Genomic DNA, 23,087 nt, shown 5'->3' with positions numbered 1-23,087 from the left:
CTACTCGACAGCTCCCGTGGCGGGCACACCGGCAACGTCCCCGTACCCGTCAAAGCGCCGGATGCCCGGCATGTCGGCGGCGACGGCGGCCAGTTCCGCGACCTTCCGGCCCTGCAGCAAGGCGTTGGGTTCCAGGAGGGACCACGGGTAAAGGACGAAGGCCCGTTCAGCCGCACGAGGGTGCGGGATGGTGAGGATGGGGTCGTCACTCTCCACGTCTCCATACACGATGACGTCCACGTCCAGCGTCCGCGGGCCCCACCGGACTTCACGGGTCCTGTGATGCTTCTGCTCCACCGCGTGGCAGTGGGCCAAAAGCTCCAGCGGAGTCAGCGTGGTCTCGACAGCTATGACCATGTTCAGGAAATCCGGCTGGCCTTCAGGGCCCCCAACCGCCTTGGTCTGTACCACCGGCGAGACACCGAGCAGGCGCACTTCCGGCGGATCGACCAGATCGGCGACGGCTGTGGAAAGGGTATCGTTGCGCTCCCCCAGGTTGCTGCCCAGCGCCAAAATCGCTTTCGTGTAGCCGCTGGTCATGTGCGCTCCCTGTGCACGCTGACCGTGACGTCGCCGAACGGCACCTCAATGGGGGCCTTCGGCTTGTGGACGGTGACGTCGACGGCGGCAAGGCTCCTGTAATTGGCCAGGATGCCCTCGGCGATCCTGACGGAAAGGGCCTCGATCAAGTTCAGGGGCTCCCCCTCAATGTATGAGGTGATGAGCTCGGCTACCTCGCCGTAATGTGCTGTGTACTGGAGATCATCGGTTTCGGCCGCCTTGGTGAAATCCGTGTGCAACACGGCGTCCACCACGAACGGCTGGCCGTCGCGGCGCTCGAAATCGAACACACCGTGATAGCCGACGGCGGTGACGCCGGTCAGCGTGATCTTGTCCACAGCGGCTCCAATCAGCGGGCGATCCGGGCGGCGACCTTGACGGCGTCAAGGCTTGGACCGACGTCGTGGACGCGGACAGCCCAGGCGCCCTTCGCGGCACTCAAAGCAGTTATGGCGGCAGTGGCGGCGTCACGTTCCAGCGGGGAAGCGGCCTTGCCGGCAACCGTCAGCAGCGAACCAAGGAAGCGCTTGCGGGAAGCAGCCACCATCACCTTGTGGCCAAGCTCGAACAGGCTGTCCAGGTTCTTGAGGATCTCCCAGTTCTGGTCCTCGTTCTTGGAGAAACCAACCCCTGGATCAACAATGACCTGTTCCGGGGCCACGCCGGCGGCGTACAGCTTGTCACGGACACCCTTGATCTCCGCGATGACTTCGCCCGTCACGTCCTCATAGTCGGCAAGGCCGTCCATTGTCTGCGCATCGCCCCTGCGGTGGGTCAGGATGTACGGAACCTTGGTTCGTGCCACCAGTTCCGGCATGCCGTCCTCGATGGTAAGGCCCGAAACGTCGTTGATGATCGCGGCCCCGGCCTCGACGGCGGCAGCGGCCGTGGATACGTGCATGGTGTCGATGCTGACCAGTGCGCCGGCCTTGACCAGGGCACCGATCACCGGGAGGACACGGCGCTGCTCCTCCTCCGGGGACACCGGCTCAGCGCCCGAACGCGTTGACTCGCCGCCGACATCGATGATGTCCGCCCCGGCGTAGAACATGCGCAGGCCCAAGGCAATCGCGGAGTCGGCGGTGGAGTGCTTGCCGCCGTCGCTGAAGGAATCCGGAGTGACGTTGAGGATTCCCATAACGAGGGTTCGGTCCGTTGGCAGGTCTTCGAACCTGGCCGCGGGTCGCGGCTTGCGGAGAACCGGCAAGGGGCTTGTGGCCGGGCCGGTTCCGGGTGCTGCTGCGAGGGAATCCATAAATTGCTTACCTTCCGAGTATGAGGCTCATGGCTTCGGCACGGGTGGCCGGGTCATGGAGTTGGCCGCGTACCGCACTGGTAACGGTCTTGGCACCCGGCTTGCGGATGCCGCGCATGGACATGCACATGTGTTCGCATTCGACTACTGCGATTGCACCGCGCGGGTTAAGGTGCGTCACCAAGGCCTCCACGATCTGCGTGGTGAGGCGCTCCTGCACTTGCGGGCGGCGGGCATAGATGTCCACGAGCCGTGCCAACTTGCTGAGGCCGGTCACCTTGCCGTCATGTGACGGAATATAACCAACATGGGCAACGCCGTGGAACGGCACCAAGTGGTGTTCGCACGTCGAATAGAAGGGGATGTCCTTGACCAGGACAAGCTCTTCATGGTCCAGGTCGAAGGTCGTGGACAGCACCTCTTCGGGGTGCTGGTGGAGGCCGGCAAAGACCTCCGCGTAGGCCTTGGCCACGCGCTTTGGCGTGTCCTGCAGGCCCCCGCGATCAGGGTCTTCGCCAATGGCCAGCAGGATTTCACGTACTGCCGCTTCAATGCGCGGGCGGTCCACCTTATGGCTTCGCTTGGAATCGCCGGCTGAGCCGTGGGCGGCGGCGAGGTCGTCGTCGTCGAAATGAGTCACAGCAGAAAGCTTAGCCGTGAAGCGTGGAGTCGTTGCCGCCGTCGGGTCCCGGGGCCTGGAACGACTCCTGGCTGCTGACGCCCTGCGCATGCGGCGGCACGGTGTCCAGCGGCTCGTCCATGCGGGCCTTCTTGGCTTCTTCCTGGGCTTCCCGTTCGGCCCTCTCCGCACGCGACTCAACCGGCGGGATGGTCTGTACCGGCCGGGACTCCTTGGAAAGCCAGATTTCACGGAAATCGCGCTTGCGGACATCGCGGAAGATGTCCGCAATCTCGGCTTGGTTCAAGGTTTCGCGCTCAAGCAGTTCCAAGGCCAAACGGTCCAGGATGTCCCGGTTCTCGGTGAGGATGGCATAGGCCTCGTCATGTGCCTGGTCGATCAAACGCCGCACTTCTTCGTCCACTACGTAGGCGATCTGGTCCGAGAAGTTGCGCTCCTGTGCAGCGTCGCGGCCCAGGAACGGCTCGCCGCCGCCCTGGCCGAGCTTCACTGCACCCACACGCTCGCTCATGCCGTACTGGGTAACCATCTTGCGGGCGGTGCCGGTTGCCTTCTCGATATCGTTGGAGGCGCCCGTCGACGGATCGTGGAAAACGATCTCCTCAGCGACGCGGCCACCCATGGCGTAGGCCATCTGGTCCAGCAGTTCGTTGCGGGTCACCGAGTACTTGTCGTCCTCCGGGACCACCATGGTGTAGCCGAGTGCCCGTCCACGCGGGAGGATGGTGATCTTGGTGACCGGGGCAGAATTGCGGAGCGCAGCCGCAACCAGCGCGTGGCCACCTTCGTGGTAGGCGGTGATCTTGCGCTCGAGTTCCTTCATGACGCGGCTGCGCTTCTGGGGGCCGGCCATGACTCGGTCGATGGCTTCGTCCAAGGCGCGGTCGTCAATCAGGTTGGCGTTGGAGCGCGCGGTCAGCAGCGCAGCCTCGTTGAGCACGTTCGCCAGGTCCGCACCGGTGTAGCCCGGGGTCTTCTTGGCCACAGCCTTGAGGTCGATTCCGGGGGCCATCGGCTTGCCTTTGGCGTGGACGTTGAGGATCTGCTCGCGGCCCACCAGGTCCGGGGCTTCCACGGTGACCTGGCGGTCGAAACGGCCCGGACGGAGCAGGGCGGGATCCAGCACATCGGGACGGTTGGTGGCTGCGATCAGGATGACGTTGGTCTTGACGTCGAAGCCGTCCATCTCCACGAGGAGCTGGTTCAAGGTCTGCTCACGCTCGTCATTGCCGCCGCCGATGCCGGCGCCGCGGTGACGGCCAACGGCGTCGATTTCATCCACGAAGATGATGGCCGGAGAGCTCGCCTTGGCCTGCTCGAACAGGTCACGCACTCGCGATGCGCCAACACCGACGAACATTTCCACGAAGTCCGAGCCGGAGATGGAGAAGAACGGAACGCCGGCCTCGCCAGCCACGGCACGGGCCAGGAGGGTCTTGCCGGTACCCGGAGGGCCGTACAGCAGCACGCCCTTGGGGATCTTGGCTCCGACAGCCTGGAACTTGGCCGGTTCCTGCAGGAATTCCTTGATTTCCTGCAGTTCTTCCACGGCTTCGTCCGCGCCGGCGACGTCAGCGAAGGTCACTTGCGGCATGTCCTTGTTGACCAGCTTGGCCTTCGACTTGCCGAACTGCATCACCTTGGAACCGCCGCCCTGCATGCGGGACAGCAGGAACCAGAACAGGACGCCCAGCAGCAGCACCGGAATCAGGAGCGAGAAGAGCCCGGAGAACCAGTTGTTCTCAACGGGCTGGTCCGTGAAGCCCTTGTCCGGGTTGGCGTTGGTCACGGCCTTGACCACGTCCGGTCCACGGTCAGTGACGTAGAAGAACTGGACGTTCTTGCCCTTGTCCTGGCCATCGATGTTCAGGTTGTCCTTGAGCACCAGATCGACGCGGTTCTCGGCATCGAAAATTTTCGCCTGCTCAACCTTGCCGCTCTGGGCGAGGAGGTTCAGGCCGTCCTTGGTGTCGATCCTCGTTGAGCCACCGGGAGCCAGAGTTGCGAATGCCACCAGGAGCAAGCCAACAACGACAACAATCCAGATGCCCGGGCCCTTGAAGAAATTCTTAGCTTTCATCTGATCGGGGTTGCGCCCCGTCCCTCCTGGTAGTGCTGCAAGGCGCAACTTCTGCGCGCAAGTGGTGCTGCTTCAGTTTCTAGCTATACACCGTTCCCAGTAATTCACGCACTGGGAAGACCAAAAGTTCCCTCTGGGCGTACACGGGGAGGGTCTGCACCGGGGCGCGGCGCGGGAAGCGTTCGCTGTAGGAGGCTTACTCGTAGACGTGCGGAGCGAGGGTGCCCACGAAGTCCAGGTTGCGGTATTTCTCGGCGTAATCCAGTCCGTAGCCAACGACGAATTCGTTGGGGATGTCGTACCCGACGTACTTAACGTCGATTTCCACCTTGGCGGCAGTGGGTTTGCGGAATGCCGTGCAGATTTCCACACTGGCCGTGCCACGGGACTCCAGGTTGGACTTGAGCCAGGAGAGGGTCAAGCCGGAGTCGATGATGTCCTCGACGATCAGGACGTCCTTGCCCATGAGGTCGGTATCGAGGTCCTTGAGGATACGGACAACACCGGAAGACTGCGTACCCGAGCCGTAAGAGGACACCGCCATCCAGTCCATGCTGACGTGGCTGTGCAGGGCCCGGGCGAGGTCCGCCATGACCATGACGGCACCCTTGAGGACGCCGACAACCAGGATCTCGCGGCCTTCGTAGTCCTTGTCGATCTGCGCCGCCAGTTCGGCGATGCGCGTCTGGATCTGCTCTTTGGTGTAAAGAACGTGCTTGAGGTCTGCCTGGACGTCGTTTGAATCCACCAATGGCTCCTGTTTGATGCTCGGGGTGCGGCTACTGTTGGGCCGATTTCTGATGCCGGAATACTAGCTTCCCACAGCGCGCGCCTTCACGGGGACCGGCCTGGGCAGATTCATCAGTGCCCGCAGCCCGCTCCTGCTCCAAATCGCTGAGGGACAGGCGGAAAACACTGACGTGGCCGGGCAGCTCCACCGGCCCCGCCGAACCCTGCCGGCGCAGCAACGCTTCCGCGGCCTGAAGGCGGCCGTAACCCGGCTGTTGACCCCCGACGTCGGCAGCGGCCTTGGCGATGACCCGGAACCGAAGCGCCGGGGCAAGGTCACGAACGGCATCCTCCGGAAGCCAGGCCCCATCGGGCGTACGCGTCACCAACGAGAGATACGTCTCATTGGCCAGGTCTTCAAGGAAATCGGCATCCTGCTGGAGGATTGCGGCAGTCCGGGCCAGCGACTCGGCAACTCCCGGGCCCAGCTTTTCCTCCAGTACCGGCATCACTTCCACGCGGGTGCGGGACCGCGCAAAGGAGGGATCCGAGTTGCTGGGGTCATGCCACGGAGAAAGCTCCTCGACGTCGCAGATCTCTAGGGTCTCGGAGCGGCGCAAACCAAGGAAAGGGCGCAGCAAACGCCCGCGTGCAGGCCGCATGCCGGCAAGCGAACGGGTCCCGGAGCCCCGCGCAAGTCCCAGCAGCACTTGTTCGGCTTGGTCGTCCAGGGTGTGCCCCAAGAGGATCGCGCTGCAATCAAGGTCCTTCGCGGCGGCTTCGAGGGCGGCGTGCCGGGCATCGCGGGCTGCGGCTTCAGGCCCGAACCCGGTGGAAGCCACGCTTACGGCCCGCACCTCAACAGGTGAAAGTCCAAGATCCCGGATGGCTGCCGCGGCCTTGGCTGCCACCTCTGCTGAACCGGCTTGGAGTTGATGGTCCACCACCACCCCGGCAACGGAGACGGGATGCCCGTCCACGTGGCCGCGACGGGCAAAGTAGGCGGCAATCGCGGCCAAAGCTAGGGAATCCGGGCCGCCACTGCAGGCCACCAGAACACGCGACGGGTAGCCTGCGTCCGCCAAAGCGTTCTGCAATAGCTTCCGTGCTTTGCCGACGACCGGGGCCAGCCGGCCGGGCCGACGTCGACCCTTCCCCGGAAGACCAGGCGTGACGACCGGTGAGCTCAAAGCCCCATCCGCTCGAGCCAGAGCTTGGAATCGTGGATTTCCTCTTCAGTAGGCAGGTTCTCCGCGGAATCCCATACCTTGTTGAAGCCATCCATCCCGGCTACGGCCACCACGCCGCGAACAAACTTGGCTCCATCCGTGTACTGGCGCATCTTGGCGTCGAGCCCGAGGATGTTCCGGATGAACTTCTCAACAATGCCCCGGTCCTTGCCGCGATCGTTGAAGCGCTGCCGGATGGTCTTGACCGAAGGCACGATGCTGGAGTCCACGGCGTCCATCACCACGTTGGCGTGGCCCTCGAGCAAGCTCATGACCGCCGTGAGGTGGGACAGCGAAGCCTTCTCCTCAGGGTCCTGCAAAAGGTCCAGGATCGCGCCACGTCCGGGGACATTGCCCGACGCCGTCCGGTCCTTCAGCGACTTTGCCACAGCGCTGGCCCGTTCAACCAGGGAATCCATGTTGCCCAGCAGGTGTCCGCTGAGCTTCTCGATCTCCTCAAGCATGTGGTGGCGCAGCCATGGCGCGGCCGCGAACTGAACCCGGTGCGTCTGTTCGTGCAGGCAGACCCAGAGCCGGAAGTCGTCCGGGTGGACGTTGAGTTCGCGCTCCACGGAGATGATGTTCGGCGCCACCAGCAGCAGCCGGCCTCCCGGCGGCACACTGGAGCCAGGAGCAAGCGCCGCGAAGGGGTCGTACTGGCCCAGGACCTTGCTGGACAGGAAAGCGAGGATGGCGCCCAGCTGACTGCCAGTGATGGCCCCGCTGGCAGTGGCGGCAGCCGGAGACATGGCGGAATTGCCGCGCGTTTCCAGCAGCTTCTTGAGCGCGGGCTGGAGCATGACGGCGAAGCTTTGGGTATTGGCCTTGGACCACGAGGCCCTGTCCACCACCAGAACATGGGAGTCGCGGAGGTCCCGTGCAGCGTCGAGGCCGGTGATGTCATGGACGTGCGGGACGGAGATGTCCGCATTGAAGCGGAGGTTGTCCACGGCCTTGCCGATCTCCGAGGCACTCAAGTCCGGGCCGGGAGGAGCGAGCCGGGCAGCCGTCGCTGCGGCCAGGTCCCAGTTGATCAGGGACGAGGCCCCTGCTGACGAATCTCGGGCTGAGGTCACCATACGCACCATCACACCACACCTGACTGACTGACAGCCCTTAAGTTCGCTCCGCGCGGAGCTTCAGCCCCGGCAACCGCAGGCTGCCAGCACGGAAGCAGAACGGTCCATGGCTGCTTTGTTCCCGGCTGCACCTGGCTCCAGCCCGTTGCCGATGAACGAAAAAACCAGGAGCCGGCCGTCAGCGTCCACCACGTAGCCACTGAGTGCAATCACTGTATTAAGGGTGCCCGTCTTGGCGCGGACCAACCCCGCTCCGCCGGCTGTGCCCGGATCCACGTACCGGTTATCCAGAGTGCCGGTCAGTCCGGCCACGGGAAAGCCGTCCAGTGCCGCCCTCAGTGACAGCTCGGGACCGCTGGTGATGGCCCGGACCACTTCGGCGAATGTCCGCGCGCTGACCTGGTTGTCCAGCGCGAGCCCGGAAACATCGGCCAACTCCATCGAATCCGTGGCGATTCCCAAGTCAGCCAGCCTTTGGCGCACCGCCGTCGTGGCGTCGTCGTACGTTGCTTTCAGGCCAGAAGCGGCAGCGGTCATCCGCCCCAAAGCCTCAGCGAGGAAGTTGTCCGAGGTTTCCAGCATCAGGTCCACTTGCTCGCTGACCGTTGCGGACTCCGCGCTGGCCAGCACTTTGGCGGGGACGCCTTTCCCACGTTCGACGCCGGTACTCACCGCGACGCCGGCGGCCGCCAACTGCTCGGCGAACGCCCGGGCGGTGGTCACAGCTGAATCCTGCGGTCGCGGACCGGCGATCACCGTTGGAGAATAGCGTCCGGAATTCAGGGCGAGCGGAAACAAAGGGGCGGTCTCGCCGGCGGCAACGTCGTCCAGGCTCCACGCCGGGTTCAGGGGTGCTCCGGAAAAGAGGGAGTCGTCCACCTGCACTGTCACCGGCCCCTTGATACCCGCGGCAGAAAGCGCGGAAGCCGTATCCGACGCCAAGGTCGCCAGGCCGGCCCTGCCCATCACAGCCGAGGGATCGGACGCGCCGCCGCCCAGCAACACATCGCCGCCGCCGGTCAGCACCACGGTGGAAGGGTCCTCGGATCCAAGCACGCGCGTGGTGAAGCGGGTTTCCGGGCCCAGTGCCTTCAGTGCGGCGACGGCGGTGAGCAGCTTCATGTTCGACGCCGGAATCCGTTTGGCAGAGCCTTGGCGGTCGAAGAGGACCTTGCCCGTGGAAGCGTCCAGGACCACGCCGCTGATGGACCCCGATCCGTCCGGTTTGAGTGTCCCGTCCAGAAGCCTGGCAACCTCCGCCGGAACAGGCAGCTGCGCGGCGTCATCGAGGGGAAGCACGGTGCCGGAGCCGGACAACGCTTCCGGTTTCTGCTGCCAGGCCGGTACCGGGTGAGGCTGTTTGGGTGTGCCGAGGAGTCCCGGAACCATCCCGCTCACGACTACGGCTCCGAGGCACAGCAGCACAACTGCCAAAAGCAACGGCCATTTCAAGCGCCCCCATGCCGCGGACAACCCGCTGCGGGCATTCCCGTTCTTAACGCCCATCATGGAAGTTGCTTGGTCCTGTCAGTCCTGAAAATGTCCCCGCCGGTTCAAGAAACCCGGGTGTCTCGCTATATCCTCAATAGTAGTCGGCGGCGTCGGCTGTACTTTCGCCTGCCGCCAGCCCTGGGCTGAGCAGACTGCCTGGGGACCGCCAGCCGTGGCGGCCTCCATTTCAGGGCGGAGCCAAGCCCCACCCAGAACCGTCAAGGAGCATTCCATGAAGCACGACGTGACCATCGAGATCCCCAAGGGATCACGCGTCAAGTACGAAGTTGACCACGAAACCGGCCGTGTCCGCCTGGACCGCGTCCTGTTCACCTCCATGCAGTACCCCACGCACTACGGCTTCTTCGAGAACACCCTGGGCGAAGACGGCGACCCGTTGGACGCACTGGTGCTCCTCCAGGACTTCGACCTTCACCCCGGCGTCATTGTCGAGTCCCGCCCGATCGGCGTTTTCAACATGACCGACGACGGCGGCGGAGATGCCAAGGTCCTCTGCGTACCGGTCGACGCACGCTTTGACCACATCCAGGAAGTCAGCGATGTCAGCGAGTTCCTGATCAAGGAAATCGAGCACTTCTTCACCCGCTACAAGGACCTCGAGCCCGGCAAGTGGGTCAAGGCTGAAGGCTGGGGCGACCGTGCCGCTGCCGAAGCCGAGCTGGAAGCTTCCATCAAGCGCTTCGCAGCCGAAGGCCACTAGTCCTTCCCCAACGACGGCGGGTGGTGCGGTTCCCTACGGGACGGCACCACCCGCCGTCGTGTTTTAACGCAACGATGGGCACTGCTCCCCATCGCGGCACTTTGCGGGTACGCCTAGGCTGGGACAAGACTTTTCACTGCACACAGGGGGTTCCACATGGCCGGGTTCTACGGCGCGGACATCGCACAGCTTCGCAGTCTGGCCGGCGTCATGGGCAAAGCTGCCGACGCCATCAACATGCAAAGCGCGCAGCTCTCCAATGCCATCAACTCGGCCACCGCCTGGCAGGGCCGGGATGCCACCATGTTCAAGAACGACTGGAACAGCCAGCACCGCCAAAGCCTGGTCCAAGCCGCCAACATGCTTCGGGACAACGCGAGCCTGCTGAAGAAGAACGCCAACCAGCAGGAGTTCGCCAGCAACAACGACGCCTCGCGCAGCTCCGTGGGCGTCATCAAAGACGTGTACGACACCGGAATGGGCGTCAAGGAACTCGGCTCGCAGCTGTGGACGGCGTACAAATACGGCAAGCTGGGCCATGACGAATGGGTCAAGACCCGCGAAGTGCTCACCAACTGGCGTGCCGGCGGGACCGTGGTGAGGGACGCGCTGACCGCCCTGCGCAACGGCGAAAAGATCACCGACGTCATCACCGACCTCAAAGCCAACATCCCCTATAGCCAGGCGTTCCAGGATGCGAGCAGGTTCTCCAAGGGGCTTCGTGTGGCCGGCGCCCTGGCAGCGCCGTTGAGCATCGTGGGCGGCATCGGCGACATGATCAGCCCCGAACACGATGGGTGGCGCGGTACGGGCGACCGCGTTGCCGGCGGCCTCTCCGTGGTTGGCGGCGTGGGCAGCATCATGCTGATGACAGCGGGCGGTGCGGCCATGCTCGGTCCGGTAGGCGCTCCGATCGTGATCGGTGCAGGCATCGTTGCCGGAGCCTGGGCCTTGGGCAACCTCGTAGCCGACAACTGGGACTCCATCACCAACTTCGCCCGGAATCCCGGCAGCTACATCGCGGACGGGGCAAGGGAGGTGGGCAACTTCGCCAAGGACGTAGGCAGTAAGGTGGCAGACGGGGTCGGTAGTGCCGCCAAGTCAGTCGGAAACTTTGTCGGAGGGATATTCGGATGACCACCAACACCATGAAATGGACGGCGCGGGACATTGAGGCTGCCGCCAAAGTCCTTGAATCGGCCAGTGCCACGGGTGCCGCCCTGCCAACGCTGACGGACGAGGAAGTTGTTGCCCTGGATGGCGTCCAGCACGAGCAGATCGTCGCACTCCCCTGGCTTTCTTCCCAGGACGCCAGCAAAGAACTCATGTGCGCCGTGGCCTTGCGTGGACTCCTCGCCAAGGAACTTGTATATCCGGTGATCTTCGAGGGCGAAACGGAGCCTTCCCGCCTGCACGCCACCGAGGAGATCACCGGCGCGCTGACCTTGCGCCGCAGCGGCAAGAGCGTTGTCTCGGTGGAGCGCACCGTTTCAACGGGCAAGCGCTGGCTTTACGGCTACGTCCACGAGGACGGCGTGCTGCTGGAAGAAGTCGACGACGGCGGCCTGCACGGCTTCACTGTGGTCACCCGGGACCAACTGGTTCCGCGGCTCGTTGAATTCGTTGATCCCAAGAACGCAGCACAGCGCGATTCCGACCCCGCGGTATACACGGAAACGGGCTTCGAAGAATACGCCGCCACAGCGCTGGCTGACACCGAGGCCGCCAGCAACGTTGTGGCCTTCAACACCGACACCAACGAGTTCCCCACCGTGACGGTGTACACCCGCCCGTCTGCCGTGCACGTGCTGACGCCGCGCGTGGAAGGCGAAAGCGAAACCGTCAAACTGGAAGTCAAGGAAACGTCCGCGGCAACGCTTGCGGGAATCCTGGGTGGGCTCGCCGGACTGGAATGACCGACCCGGCCAAGCCGAACCACCGCCGTCGAACCGAAAGCCCCGCATGAGCAAGCCAACGCAACAAACCGCAACCGGACTGGTTGATGCCGCCACCGGCAGGCCTGTCAGACGCCACACGTCCACGGGCGCCTACTACGTCAAAGCCTCCGGAAGCGCCCATTTCTGGGGCCGGGTGCTGGATGCCCTCGTTTTCCTGGCGGCGTACGCCGTGCTGGCCGTGATCGCGGCCGTTGCCCGCAACGCCATGATGAACAGCGGATCAGTCCTGGCATACAACGACGGTTTTTGGCTGGCGCTGTACGCAATCCTCTGGTTCGTGGGCCTGTACGCCTACGGCATGATCTGGGGAACCGCGGGGAGCGTAGGGGACGCCGCTGCGGGCATGCGCTCGGTCCGGATCACGGATGGCACGACGGCGGGACCCTGGCTGGGTGGCTGGCGCGCGATCTGTTGGTCCTTCTTCCCCTTCTTCGTGGTCATGGTGATCGCGGCGGCGTTCAGCGGTGGCTCCGGCGATACGTGGGACCCGAAGTTCATGGCGATTGACCGCCGTTCGGGTCTCGCGCAAGGCCGGCAGCCGGTTCCCGATCCCAAGGCAGCAGCCGCCGGCCAAGCCCGCCCGTAATACGGAAATTAGCCCTTGCAGAGCGGCTACCAGCCGGTAGCATTTGTTCCACTATGTTCACCCTGACCATCAACCAACGCGACAGCCGGCGCGACGGCGACCTGGTGCCCAAGCTGTTGAAAGACCTGCGGCACATCCCGGCGCGGCTCGACTTCGACCGTTCCGTTGAAGACGAAGTGCAAGGCATAGTCGACTCCGCCCACCAGGCCGTGGAGTGCGCCCTGATAGCCCTTCGCAGCGGCCAGTGGTACGTGGGAATCGGCGTTGGACCCATCAACGAACCCCTGCCCAACCTGGTCAGGGATGCGTCCGGGCACGGCCTTGTCTATGCCCGGAGGGCCGTGGACCGGCTCCGCAACGGCAAGGAACGTGTCCCCGTTGCCGTGGACGGGCCTTACCCGGCCGAGGCTGCCGAGGCAGAGGCTGTACTGCGTCTGCTCGGGCACATTGTCCAGCATCGGAGCGCGGCCGAATGGCGGGTGCTTGATCTGCTGACCCCCGGCGTCCGTGGACAACAAAAGACGGTCGCCCAGGAATTGGGGATCACCACCCAGGCGGTCAGCAAAGCCCTGGCCCGCGCCCAATGGGCCGAGGAACATGCGGCACGACCGGCCGCAGCCCGCCTGCTGCAGCTGATCCTGGACGTGCGTTAAACAGTCTTGCGTTAAGCAAAACCGGACCGCATTCCTTGCCCGGTGAGGGGGTGGCAAGGAATGCGGTCCGGCAGGCCGGCCCAGCTACTGGTTGCCGAGATTGTCCTTTGCCGTGTTGGCACGATCCTGGACTTCCGCAGCTGCCGCCTGGCCTTCGTCCTTGACGTTTGCGGCCGCTTCAGTGGCGGTTTCCTTCACGTTTTGGACGGCTTCGGTGGCCGGTTCCTTAAGGTGCTCAGCAACTTCCTGGGCTGCATGGCTCAATTCCTGGGTGAGCGGCTGCGCTGCTTCCTTTACTGCCTGGGCAGCTTCCCGCTCCTTTTCCGAAGGCGGGAACAGGGCCGAGACCAGCAGGCCGGCTCCGAAGGCGATCAAGCCTGCGGCAACAGGGCTTCCCTGCGCCTTCCGCGTGATGACCTGCGGGGCATCGGCGATATCGGAGGCAACACCCGAAACGGCTTCATGTGCCTGGTGGGCGGCGTTGCCTGCTGCGTCATGGGCGTCGTCCCGGGCGCCGAAGACGGCAGTCTTGATCTTGTCCACCCGCCGGTTGACGATGTGCGAAGGGGTGACCTTGTCAGCCACGGCGTCAACGTTCGTACTGAGCCGCCTACGGGTCTGTTCGATGTCGGCGCGCAGGGCGTCGGGGTTCTGCGTCATCGTGTCTCCTCAGTATTCGGTTTAAGGGTTGGAGGTATTTCCTTGACTGTCTCGGCCGTGCGCGGCAGGCCCTGGATGGTCTTCAGTTCCTTTCGGCCCATGCTCGCGAGCACGGCGGCGATGATGCCCCAGATGACGGCGACGATCACGGCGGACCAGCCAAGGCCCACCAGTTGACCAAGCGCCCACCAGAGGGCGAGGGACAGGAACACAACGGCCAAGTGGCCGGCCCAGGCGGCGCCGCCAAGCATTCCGGCGCCCTTGCCCGCCTTGGTGGCGGACTCCTTGAGTTCGGCCTTGGCCAGTTCCACTTCCTGGCGCATCAACGTGGAGACGTCGCGCGTCAGGTCGCCCAACAACTCACCAAGCGGAACGGTCTCCGCCTTGATGTGAGCCTCCGTGGGAGGCAGATCGGCCGGACTGCTCATCGGGGTCCTCCGTATTCCGGGCTGTCCGGATCATCCAGAGGATCTGCCAACGGATCGCCCTGCGCCTTGGTGCCTCCGGTGGTTTCCGGGTAGGCGGCTGTGGACCCTTCCAGCCCGCCGGTGGTACCGGCGTCGTAGGCTCCGGTGGTGGCGTCATAACCGGTGGTTCCCGTGCCGTAACCGGCTGCTCCGCCGGCGGCGGTGACACCGGCGGTGGTGCCGTAGCCAGTGGTCGGCGTGGTGCCGTAGCTGGCAGTCGTGGCGTCCGGACCGGGGAGGTCGACGGCGGGCGGCGGCACAGCGCCTCCGGAGCTCGGGTAGTACTCGGCGCGTGGAGCGGTGGTTCCGGTGCCGGAAGAATCGGCGGATGCGTTGTCCGCCATCCCGCGTCCAAGCCGGCCGGCCAGCACACCTGCGCCGGCAGCCAACAGGAGGAACGCTCCCGGGCGACGGCGGGCGAAGCTCTTGACCTCATTGAGAAGCGAACCTGGATCGCGGTTCTCCAGCCAGTGGGCAATGGAGGACGAACGCTCGGCAGCCTGCTGGACCAGGTCCGTGGCCACGCCGCCGTTGTTCGAAGCATTGGCCATGGTGGACAGCTCATCGGAGATGGACCGGAGCCCTTCCGCGACGCGCTGCTGCTGGGTGGCTGCCTGGTCGGTGAGCTCACCCTTGGTCTGCGTCAGCAACTGGCGGGCATTGAGCTTGACCTCGTGGGCCACGTTGGCGGCCTCGTCCTTGGCGGTGTCCACCACGCCGCTAGCAGCATCCTTGGCAGTGTCTGCTACGCCCGCGGCTTCCTGCTTGGCGGTTTCCACAGTGCCCGATCCCGAGGTGCCCGATCCCGAGGTGCCGGTCTGGTAGCCGGTGGTCGATGTATCGGCAGTATCCGTTTCAATTTCAACTGGCGAGTCCAGGTAGCTTCCGGAGTAAGGTTCGGTCCCTGCGGGGACCCCATTCCGTGGCGCCGCGAAGCTTCCGTCCTGCGGCGATTGGCTCTCAGTCATTGTCGCTCTCTTTCCACAGTTGGCAGGCTGCGGACAGCAGCCGGGATAGTAAGGCTCGTTACTATCATTTGGGTGTGTACCCGGTTGCCGCGGGTTCAATCACACAAATTTCGATTGATCTTGGGATGCACCTCCCGGCTCGACACGGAGCGGAAGACCTGCCTACGTTGGAGCCATGAGCCACATGCCCAACAGGCAGCGGCTGATCTCCGCGCTTCGAAAAACCGTGACCCGCCGCAGGCTCCTGTTTGCCGCGAAAACTGCCCTGGCCGCAGGAGTGGCCTGGTTCCTGGCGCCCTATATGCCCGGACCGGCCGCCGCCTACCCCTACTACGCTCCCCTCGGCGCCCTGGTGAGCATGCACCCCACTGTTGCTGCGAGCGCCAAGCACGGGTTGCAGAGCCTGCTTGGCCTCGCGCTAGGCATCGGCATGGCCTTTGCCGTCACCACCTTCGCTTCCCCCACCACCTTCTCGGTTGCCTTGGTGGTGGGACTCGGCGTCCTCATCGGCGGCCTGCCGAGGCTCGGCACTGCGTCCGACTGGATTCCGATGGCCGCCCTGTTCGTCCTGGTGCTGGGCGGTTCGAATGCCGAGAGCTTCTCCTTTGGATACGTGCTTCAGATGGCCATGGGTGTGGCTGTGGGACTGGCGGTGAACTGGCTGGTGTTTCCGCCCCTGCATCTGGAGGGCGTGGACCCTGCCTTGGCCGGCCACCGGAGCGCCCTCTCCCGTCAACTCACGGACATGGCCAGGGCCATGGAAGAGTCCTGGCCTCCGGACCACGAGGCCTGGGCAAGCCGCAGCGGCGAACTGTCCACGACGGCGGCAGGGGTGCGGACTGCGGTCCATGAAGCGGAAGTCAGCGCCAAAGCGAACCCCAGGTCCCGGCGTCGTGCGGGCCGCCTGCCGGGTGACCTTGCAGGTTTGCGGACCATGGAACGGCTGACGTTCCATGTCCAGGACATCACCGACGTACTGGCGAGCGTGATCTGGGAGGAGGGCGCGGACACGGTGATTCCCGATGGCGTCCGCAGCCACCTCGCCGCCGCCCTTGAGTCCGTGGGCGACGTCATTGAGTTGTGGCGCAACGGCGAAGCGCACGGGTTCGAGGACGGCCTGGCCGAAGCCCGGGAGCAGATCGCGGACCTAAGCGACGCCATCAATGAAGCCGCCGCGGGCCAGGCTTCCGTAAACGCGGCAGCATCGGTGGCCATGAGCCTGCGCCGCATGATTACGGTCTTGTCCTCGGAGTAGCCAGCGCGCCGGAAGGGTCAGCGCGGCTTCAGTGGCGGTGAAGCCGGGCGGCCGACTCCCCCACCGAGCCCGTCGAGGATCTCCGTCAACGCCTCCAGCGACGATTTGTGCGGCATCCACCCCAGCACGCTCCGGGCCCGGCCCGTGTCCATGATCGGCGCGCCGGCGGCCATATCCACCCAACCAGGGTCCGTCACCTGCAGCCGCAACCGCCACGTGGCGCTGACGACGGCGCGAAGCACGGAAAGAGGCAACGGCATGTACCGCCGGGCCTTCAGGATCCACGCGAGCGCGTTGGGATCCAGGACCGGTTCGGCAGCGATGTTGAAAGCGCCTTCGGCCCGCTGCTGCACAACCCTCCAGTAGGCATCCGCCACATCGTCAGCGTGCACCGCCTGGAACACGAGCTCGCTGGGCAGGGGCAGGATGGGCAGCCACGGTTTGCGTGGGATCAGGCGCGGCAGCAGCCTGCCCAGGAAGTAGCGGCCCACCTCGCTTCCGGCATCGGACCAGAAGATGAGCCCCGGCCGCAGCCGTGCCACCACGATTTCCGGGTTTTTCCGGGAGAAGTTGTCCAGGAGCCGTTCCTGGGCTGCCTTGTCCACGCTGTAGTGGGAGCCTTTGATGCCCCCCGCCCGCCAGCTTTCCTTGGTGCGCTGGTCCTTGGGAGCCGGAGAGTATGCACCCACCGAGGAGGCGCACACAATGTGTCCCACGCCGGCGTTCTTCACCGCGCCGAGCACGTGGGCGGTGCCGGCTACGTTGGTGCGGCGGAGGATTTTGCGGTTGTGGTTCGGTTGGATCTGCCATGCCAGGTGCACCACCGCATCCGCCCCGGCGAAGACCTCCTCCAACCGTTCGCGATCCTTGTAGTCACCAACATCCAGGGTGTGCCATTCGACTCCGTTGTAGGGGGCCGCCTTCATGTCAGGGGCGCGGCGGGCGATGCCTACGAGCTCCAGCTCCGCGCCCTCCCGTGACCGGGCAGCCTGCAGCCGTTTCAGGAGCGCGGTGCCGGCGTTTCCCGTGGCTCCCGTGATGACGATGCGCATGCGCGCCTCCTTGCTCAAGTGGTGGGTTCGCCCGTGGAGCGGATCCGTTGCAGCACGGCAGTGGTGGAGTGTTCGGGCACGTAGTCCAGGATGGTCACGGTTCCGCCGCAGCGTTCCACGGCCTCGGTCTCCGCGAGCATCTCCGGAGTGTAGTCGCCGCCCTTGGCGTAAACGTCAGGCCGCAGGAGTTCGATGAGCGGAATCGGAGTGGGGGTGTCGAACACTGTCACGTGGTCAACGCAGCTCAGGGCCGCGATCACGGCTGCCCTGTCGGCTTCATGGTTTACCGGACGGTCGGGGCCCTTGAGTTGGCGAACGGAGGAGTCGCTGTTGAGGGCCACCACCAGGACGTCGCCGAGTTGCTTGGCCTGGTTCAGGTACCGGGTGTGGCCACGGTGCAGTACGTCGAAGCAGCCGTTGGTGAGGACGATCCTGCGGCCTTCCTGGCGGTGGGCTTCGACCTGCTTGGCCAGCTCAGTGTCGCTCAGCGCAGTATCGGCGAATTCGCGCAAGTGCCGGGCCAGTTCCTCGGTGCTGCACACCGACGTCCCGGGCCGATGGACCACCACATCAGCCGCCGCCTGGGCCAGGTCGACGCTGGTGGTCAGCGGCAGCCCGGCCGCCCGTGCCAGGGTCAATCCGGCCACGAAGGTATCGCCGGCGCCGGAGGCCTGCTTCTCGGTTTCGGGCCGGGCCCATGTCCTGTGGGTAACGGTATTGCCTTCGTTGTCCACGCGCACCGTCAGCGTGCCGTCGCGGTCCAGGGTCACGACGACGGCGGCCGCGCCTGATGCAGCGAGGAGCTGGTTGGCGTGGGCCTCCACAAAGGGCGACCTGGCGGCGCCGCCAGGCAGTTCGACGCCGAGCAGCAACGCCGCTTCCTGTGCATTGGGCGTAGCCAGGTCCGGCATCAGTCCGGCCCAACGGCCCGGATGGTGGGCGTCCACCACAACCAGTTCGTTCCTGCGCACGGGGCCGTTGTCCGCGGCCGGACCCAAAGCTTTCAGGAGCGCATCCCGGACTTCGCCCTCCAGGGCGCCGGCACCATAATCGCAAAGGATCACGGCGTCGGAACCCTCCAAGGATCCCGGGATGGCCTCGGCCAGGCTCCGGAGGGCGTCGGCCGGCACCCGCTCCGCCTCGTCGTCCAGGCGCAGCATGACCTGGCCTGCGCTGCTGACACGGAACTTGGTAGTGGTGGTCATTTCCGGATGGGAGATTACCTGGGTGACGTCCACACCGGCCGCAACAAGCCGGTCTTTGAGCTGTTGCCCCGCCGTGTCTTCACCGACGATGGAGACGAAGCGCACCCGGGCACCCAGGGCTGCGAGGTTGACGGCGGTGTTTGCCGCGCCGCCGGGTGCGAAGTCGCGGCGCTTCACCTGGACCACAGGGGCGGGAGCCTCCCTGCAGAAACGCTCGATCAGCCCATCCCACCAGCCGTCCAGGATTGCATCACCAATCACGGTGATCACGGGGTTTTCTTCGGCCAAACGGCCCGGCAACCATTCGGCCAGACCTTCTTGGTTGGAGAGGCGTGCCATGGGGTACCTTCCGGTTGAGGCGGCAAGTTCCTGCTCCCCTCAGGTACCCAGCAGTTTGGGCTTCACACGCCGAGACAGCAGTTTTCCAATCGGGCACTGAGCTTCCCGCCGGCGCCACGGAGCAGCCGCGGCGAAGCCCCGATCTCTCCACGAAAGGGCCGTATCCATGGACAGTTCACCCGAAACGAACATCTCGCTCGAATCAGGTGTCGGCCCCGTTCTGGACAAGTTCACGGGCGTGGAACGCATCGCCGTCCTCCGGGGCGGGGGCCTGGGCGACCTTATCTACACGTATCCAGCCCTGAGTGCCTTGAAGGCCGCCTATCCGAACGCAGAGGTGACCCTTCTGGGCACTCCCATCCACAAAGCATTGGCTGCCGCGACGGATGGGCCCGTGGACAGCGTGGAAATACTGCCGTTCGCGAACGGCGTGCGGGACGGGGACGAAGATCCGGAAGCGCTTGCAGCGTTTTTCGAGGACATGCAGGAGAGGAAGTTCGATCTGGCCGTCCAAATGCATGGCGGCGGCCGCTTCTCCAACCCGTTCCTGCTGAAGCTCGGCGCCCGGCACACCGTGGGGACGCGAACCCCGGACGCGCAGCACCTTGAGCGCAACCTTGCCTACATCTACTACCAAAACGAGCCCGACCGCTGGTTCGAGACGGTTGGATTGGCCGGTGCGCCCACCATCATCCCGCCGCTGTTGAAGCCGAAAGCGGAATGTGTCCAGGCCGTCGCCGGGCTGAAGGATCCCCGGCGCTCCTCCCTGGTGGTCATCCACCCCGGTGCCACCGATCCCAGAAGGCGCTGGCCGGCGTCGTACTTTGCCGATGCAGCGGCGGGCCTCGCCGCGGAAGCCGCGCAGGTACTGGTGGTGGGCGACAACTCGGAGAAGGCCTTGGCCCAGGAAGTGGCCGAACTCGCCCAAGCGAGGAGTCCGGAGCAGGACCGTGAAGCCGTGCGATCGGTAGCGGGCGAACTGGAGCTCGGCGAACTGGCGGCGCTGTTGGACGAAGCGACCGTGATGCTCGCCAGCGACAGCGGACCCCGGCACCTTGCCCAGGCGCTCGGCACACCCACTGTGGGAATTTTTTGGGTGGGCAATGTCTTCAATGCCGGGGCGCGGGGCCGGAGCCTGCACCGGATCCACATGTCGTGGGTGACCCGGTGCCCCACGTGCGGTGCCGACGTCACCCAGGTTGGCTGGACCGCTCCGCACTGCGGCCACGACGACACCCTCATTGAGGGCATCGCCGTGGCCGACGTTGTTCAGGACGTGCGGGACCTTACGGCCACGAGCCTTCTTCTGCGGGGGTAATGAGGAGTTCGCGGACCTCGCTGCCGAAAGGCTGCGAGAGGGCGAACACCACCGCCTGCGCCACGTTCGCGGGATCGTTCAGCTTGGAGTCGTCCTGCGGCTTGTACTGCTCGTCGCGGTCGTCGAAGAAGTGCGTCTTCATGCCACCCGGGATGATGGTGGTCACGCCGATGACGCCGCCGGTTTCCGCGGCGAGCGCCCGGCTGAAACCGATCACTCCGAACTTGGAGGCGCAGTAGGCAGTGGCATCCGGCAGGGCGCGAAGGCCCAACGTGGAGGCGATGGTGATGGCCCGCCCCTTGGACTCCTTCAGGTACGGCAGGGCGGCCCGGATCGTGGAAACGGTGCCCAGGAGGTTCACTCCAATAACCTTTTCCCATTCTTCGGCAGCTACGTCGCCCAGCTTTCCGCAGCGGTCGATGCCGGCAGCGGTTACTACGCCGTCCAGGCCGCCAAGGCTCTCGGCTGCTTCCTTCACTGCCGCTTCCACGGCCTCGCGGTTGGAAACATCGACTTCCAGGGCCTTCGCGCCGGAGACGTTGCTGACGTCCCGGTCGAAGACCACCGGGGTGCCGCCCGCGTTGCTGATCGCTTCCACGATCGCAGCTCCCAGGCCGGAGCCGCCTCCGGTAACGATGACGCGGCCAACTGTTTGCGTGTTCATGCGGTTCCTTTCGTTAGGCGGTTCTGTACAGGTTCAGCCGACCTTGGCGAGTGCTTCCGCCAGGCCGCTGGTCGATCTGGCCGGATGGAAAGGCACGGTGACGCATTGCCCTCCCCACGTGGCCAGCAGCCGGGCTTCCGGCAGTTCATCGGGTTGGTAGTCCCCGCCCTTGACCCACACACGGGGCCGGATACGGGCAAGGCATTCCTCCGGGGTGTCCTCCTCGAAGACCACCACGGCGTCCACGCAGGACAATGCGAGCAACAGTTCGGCCCGGTCTTCCATGCTGACGATCGGCCGGTGCGCTCCCTTGAGGCGTCGGACGGATTGGTCGGAATTCAGGCACACGATGAGGCAGTCACCCATCTCCCGGGCAGCGGCAAGGGTCCTGGCGTGACCGGCGTGGAGGAGGTCGAAGCAACCCCCTGTGGCCACCACTGTTCCGCCCTTGCCGCGGACCGCTTGGGCGAAATGGACGCCGTCGGGCCCGTTTGGCTGCTTGCCGAAAAGTTCGACGACGGCGGTCACTTTGTCCGGTGGGGGCGCGGGGGCCGGGTGCTCCGGTTCCATGGCGTCCGTGTCGACGATGAGCGATGCAGCGCCGCCTTCAGCCAGGAAAGCCGAGGCGTCCGAGACTGCCCGCGTTGCCGCATCCTCCAACCCAAGGCCGAGTCCCAAGTACACCGCCAGGCTCCCGGCCAAACGGTCACCCGCGCCACAGGGGTCGTCCACCGAGGTCCGGGGAGCCGGGACGTCCACGGACCCACCGGCCTGGACCAGCACCGCTCCGGCTTCGCCCTTGGTCACGAGCACGGCGTTGCTTTGCCAATGTTCCAGCAGCTGCCGGCCCGATTCCGCCACGTGCTTCCCTTTTTGGTCCAGACCGGCTGGATCAAGGCCGGCATCGTCCAAACCGGCAGCTTTAGACAACGCGCGTGCTTCCACCAGGTTGGGTGTCACCGCAGCCACGCCTGTCACGGGCTGGGAGCCGGAGGGGTGGGGGTCCCACACCACCGGCACCCTCCTGGCAGCATTTGCCAGAGCGGCCCGGATGTCCTCGTTGAACGTGATGCCACGGCCGTAGTCCGCCACCACAACTGCGTCCGCGGACTCGATTGCAGCCCTCATCTCCGCAGTACATTCCGGAACAGCTGCAGGGGCGCACCCCTCATCGAAACGGACCATCGGATGCGAACCGATGCGGACCCTCGTCTTGGTGGGCGTCGGAGCCATCGGGCTCCCGGCGAGCAGCGCTACACCGGAGAGTGCCCGCCGGAGGTGGCTTGCGCCGTCGTCGTTGGATACAGCGGTGACCAGGGTGACGTCATGGCCGTCGCGCTTCAGCAGCGTGGCCACGAGACCCGCCCCGCCCGCCCGACGCCGGACGCCTGCCACGTCCACCACGGGAACAGGCGCGTCCGGGCTGAGCCGGGTCGCGGTCCCGTTAATGTCGACGTCCAGAAGCAGGTCGCCCACCACGGTCACTTTCACGGCTGCACTCCCCGCCCGGATGATCCGGTCCGGCGGGCTACCTCCGCGTCGAAGGCACGGCATACCGCATGGACAGCGATCAGGTGGCCCTCCTGGGCGTTGGCGGAGATGGCTTCAACGGTGATGGCCTCGTCGCAGGCTTCGGAGAGCGGGTTGGGACCCGGTCCGGTGAGCGCCCACGTGGCGATTCCGCGTTCGCTGGCCGCCCGGACTGCCCTGAGGAGGTTGGGACTGCGGCCGCTGGTAGAGAGAAGAACCAGCACATCCCCGGAGCGGCCATGGGCCCGGACCTGGCGGGCGAAGACCTCGTCATAGCCGTAATCGTTGGACAACGCCGTGACCGCGGAAGACTCCGCATGCAGGGAAATGGCAGAGAACGGTGCCCTTTCGGCATCGAACCGCCCTACGAGCTCAGCAGTCAGGTGCTGGGCTTCGGCCGCGGATCCGCCGTTGCCCGCCGCAAGCAAGCGCTGCCCGGCGAGGAGCCTGTTGGCCAGCTCCGTGCCCCATTTTGAGAGCCGGCCGGCCTGCGAGCGCAGTGATTCGAGGGCTGGGAGGACGTTGTCCAGATGGGTGGTGACTTCGGGGTTGATGTGGTCAGGCCCGGTCCAGCCCGCGGGGACGGTATCGGGCACGGATTTGAGGTTTGCCGGGCTCTTGATGGTCCCCAAGCCTGTGGTCGTAAC

24 protein-coding genes are annotated in these 23,087 nt (G+C 65.3%); 7 read left to right on the top strand and 17 right to left on the bottom strand.

Features of this window, described 5'->3' with window-relative positions; all coding sequences use genetic code 11:
• The 9 genes from folK to dacB form a co-directional block, all read right to left on the bottom strand.
• Window positions 1-540, bottom strand: a complete 540-nt coding sequence (gene folK, locus ACIPY2_RS13730; protein ID WP_400266928.1) for a 2-amino-4-hydroxy-6-hydroxymethyldihydropteridine diphosphokinase — start codon at window positions 538-540, stop codon at window positions 1-3.
• Window positions 537-899, bottom strand: coding sequence for a dihydroneopterin aldolase (gene folB / locus ACIPY2_RS13725; RefSeq protein WP_400266927.1), 363 nt, complete (start codon window positions 897-899; stop codon window positions 537-539). Before folB ends, folK begins: the two co-directional genes overlap by 4 nt.
• Window positions 900-910: 11 nt before the next feature.
• Entirely contained in the window at window positions 911-1,816 is a 906-nt protein-coding gene (folP, locus tag ACIPY2_RS13720; RefSeq protein WP_400266926.1) for a dihydropteroate synthase, read from the bottom strand.
• Between the two features lie 7 nt (window positions 1,817-1,823).
• Window positions 1,824-2,456 (bottom strand): GTP cyclohydrolase I FolE, encoded by a 633-nt coding sequence (folE, locus tag ACIPY2_RS13715; protein ID WP_400266925.1) that lies wholly within the window; start codon window positions 2,454-2,456, stop codon window positions 1,824-1,826.
• A 10-nt stretch (window positions 2,457-2,466) separates the two neighbouring features.
• Window positions 2,467-4,536 carry an ATP-dependent zinc metalloprotease FtsH gene (ftsH, locus tag ACIPY2_RS13710; protein WP_400266924.1) on the bottom strand — a complete coding sequence of 690 codons (2,070 nt, stop codon included), beginning with the start codon at window positions 4,534-4,536 and terminating at the stop codon, window positions 2,467-2,469.
• 196 nt (window positions 4,537-4,732) lie between these two features.
• Entirely contained in the window at window positions 4,733-5,284 is a 552-nt protein-coding gene (hpt, locus tag ACIPY2_RS13705; RefSeq protein WP_400266923.1) for a hypoxanthine phosphoribosyltransferase, read from the bottom strand.
• Window positions 5,285-5,315: 31 nt separating this feature from the next.
• On the bottom strand, window positions 5,316-6,362 hold the full coding sequence (gene tilS / locus ACIPY2_RS13700; RefSeq protein WP_400266922.1) for a tRNA lysidine(34) synthetase TilS: 1,047 nt from the start codon (window positions 6,360-6,362) through the stop codon (window positions 5,316-5,318).
• 89 nt (window positions 6,363-6,451) lie between these two features.
• Complete coding sequence (locus ACIPY2_RS13695; RefSeq protein WP_400266921.1) at window positions 6,452-7,573, bottom strand: zinc-dependent metalloprotease; 1,122 nt, start codon at window positions 7,571-7,573, stop codon at window positions 6,452-6,454.
• Window positions 7,574-7,633: 60 nt separating this feature from the next.
• Window positions 7,634-9,079 (bottom strand): D-alanyl-D-alanine carboxypeptidase/D-alanyl-D-alanine-endopeptidase, encoded by a 1,446-nt coding sequence (dacB, locus tag ACIPY2_RS13690; RefSeq protein WP_400266948.1) that lies wholly within the window; start codon window positions 9,077-9,079, stop codon window positions 7,634-7,636.
• Window positions 9,080-9,296: 217 nt separating this feature from the next.
• Here dacB and ACIPY2_RS13685 point away from each other — a divergent pair, with 217 nt between their 5' ends.
• From ACIPY2_RS13685 to ACIPY2_RS13665, 5 genes are all read left to right on the top strand, one after another.
• Entirely contained in the window at window positions 9,297-9,785 is a 489-nt protein-coding gene (locus ACIPY2_RS13685; protein ID WP_397326564.1) for an inorganic diphosphatase, read from the top strand.
• A gap of 156 nt (window positions 9,786-9,941) precedes the next feature.
• Window positions 9,942-10,922, top strand: a complete 981-nt coding sequence (locus ACIPY2_RS13680; RefSeq protein ID WP_400266920.1) for a hypothetical protein — start codon at window positions 9,942-9,944, stop codon at window positions 10,920-10,922.
• Window positions 10,919-11,701 (top strand): hypothetical protein, encoded by a 783-nt coding sequence (locus ACIPY2_RS13675; protein WP_400266919.1) that lies wholly within the window; start codon window positions 10,919-10,921, stop codon window positions 11,699-11,701. Before ACIPY2_RS13680 ends, ACIPY2_RS13675 begins: the two co-directional genes overlap by 4 nt.
• 46 nt (window positions 11,702-11,747) lie before the next feature.
• Window positions 11,748-12,329: a hypothetical protein gene (locus tag ACIPY2_RS13670; RefSeq protein ID WP_400266918.1), complete on the top strand. Its 582-nt coding sequence runs from the start codon at window positions 11,748-11,750 to the stop codon at window positions 12,327-12,329.
• 53 nt (window positions 12,330-12,382) lie between these two features.
• Window positions 12,383-12,982, top strand: a complete 600-nt coding sequence (locus ACIPY2_RS13665; protein WP_400266917.1) for a hypothetical protein — start codon at window positions 12,383-12,385, stop codon at window positions 12,980-12,982.
• Between the two features lie 84 nt (window positions 12,983-13,066).
• Here the strand turns inward: ACIPY2_RS13665 and ACIPY2_RS13660 are convergent, their stop codons facing one another.
• From ACIPY2_RS13660 to ACIPY2_RS13650, 3 genes are read right to left on the bottom strand one after another with little or no spacing between them, the layout of a single operon-like run.
• A complete protein-coding gene (locus ACIPY2_RS13660) occupies window positions 13,067-13,642 on the bottom strand; it encodes a DUF3618 domain-containing protein (protein WP_400266916.1) in 576 nt (191 codons plus the stop codon).
• Window positions 13,639-14,070 carry a phage holin family protein gene (locus ACIPY2_RS13655; protein ID WP_400266915.1) on the bottom strand — a complete coding sequence of 144 codons (432 nt, stop codon included), beginning with the start codon at window positions 14,068-14,070 and terminating at the stop codon, window positions 13,639-13,641. Before ACIPY2_RS13655 ends, ACIPY2_RS13660 begins: the two co-directional genes overlap by 4 nt.
• Window positions 14,067-15,077, bottom strand: coding sequence for a hypothetical protein (locus tag ACIPY2_RS13650; RefSeq protein ID WP_400266914.1), 1,011 nt, complete (start codon window positions 15,075-15,077; stop codon window positions 14,067-14,069). Before ACIPY2_RS13650 ends, ACIPY2_RS13655 begins: the two co-directional genes overlap by 4 nt.
• Before the next feature lie 175 nt (window positions 15,078-15,252).
• Here ACIPY2_RS13650 and ACIPY2_RS13645 point away from each other — a divergent pair, with 175 nt between their 5' ends.
• Window positions 15,253-16,332, top strand: a complete 1,080-nt coding sequence (locus tag ACIPY2_RS13645) for an aromatic acid exporter family protein (protein WP_400266913.1) — start codon at window positions 15,253-15,255, stop codon at window positions 16,330-16,332.
• A 17-nt stretch (window positions 16,333-16,349) separates the two neighbouring features.
• Here the strand turns inward: ACIPY2_RS13645 and ACIPY2_RS13640 are convergent, their stop codons facing one another.
• Both ACIPY2_RS13640 and rfaE2 read right to left on the bottom strand, forming a co-directional pair.
• Window positions 16,350-17,384, bottom strand: coding sequence for an NAD-dependent epimerase/dehydratase family protein (locus ACIPY2_RS13640; RefSeq protein ID WP_400266912.1), 1,035 nt, complete (start codon window positions 17,382-17,384; stop codon window positions 16,350-16,352).
• A 14-nt stretch (window positions 17,385-17,398) separates the two neighbouring features.
• Window positions 17,399-18,928, bottom strand: coding sequence for a D-glycero-beta-D-manno-heptose 1-phosphate adenylyltransferase (gene rfaE2, locus ACIPY2_RS13635; RefSeq protein WP_400266911.1), 1,530 nt, complete (start codon window positions 18,926-18,928; stop codon window positions 17,399-17,401).
• Window positions 18,929-19,094: 166 nt separating this feature from the next.
• Here rfaE2 and ACIPY2_RS13630 point away from each other — a divergent pair, with 166 nt between their 5' ends.
• Window positions 19,095-20,246 carry a glycosyltransferase family 9 protein gene (locus tag ACIPY2_RS13630; protein WP_400266910.1) on the top strand — a complete coding sequence of 384 codons (1,152 nt, stop codon included), beginning with the start codon at window positions 19,095-19,097 and terminating at the stop codon, window positions 20,244-20,246.
• Here the strand turns inward: ACIPY2_RS13630 and ACIPY2_RS13625 are convergent.
• Genes ACIPY2_RS13625 through ACIPY2_RS13615 form a run of 3 tightly spaced genes read right to left on the bottom strand, consistent with a single transcriptional unit; the run spans window position 20,215 to window position 23,036 of the window.
• Window positions 20,215-20,910 (bottom strand): SDR family oxidoreductase, encoded by a 696-nt coding sequence (locus ACIPY2_RS13625; protein WP_400266909.1) that lies wholly within the window; start codon window positions 20,908-20,910, stop codon window positions 20,215-20,217. The genes ACIPY2_RS13630 and ACIPY2_RS13625 overlap by 32 nt on opposite strands.
• Window positions 20,911-20,943: 33 nt before the next feature.
• Entirely contained in the window at window positions 20,944-22,401 is a 1,458-nt protein-coding gene (locus ACIPY2_RS13620; protein ID WP_400266908.1) for a PfkB family carbohydrate kinase, read from the bottom strand.
• Window positions 22,398-23,036, bottom strand: coding sequence for an SIS domain-containing protein (locus ACIPY2_RS13615; protein WP_400266947.1), 639 nt, complete (start codon window positions 23,034-23,036; stop codon window positions 22,398-22,400). The genes ACIPY2_RS13620 and ACIPY2_RS13615 overlap by 4 nt, the downstream gene beginning before the upstream one ends.
• Window positions 23,037-23,087: the final 51 nt, after the last annotated feature.

This window comes from Paenarthrobacter sp. NPDC089675, assembly GCF_044749185.1.
Lineage (GTDB): Bacteria > Actinomycetota > Actinomycetes > Actinomycetales > Micrococcaceae > Arthrobacter.
Note: the sequence above shows the minus strand (reverse complement) of the source record. Positions and strands in the feature narration are given on the sequence as shown.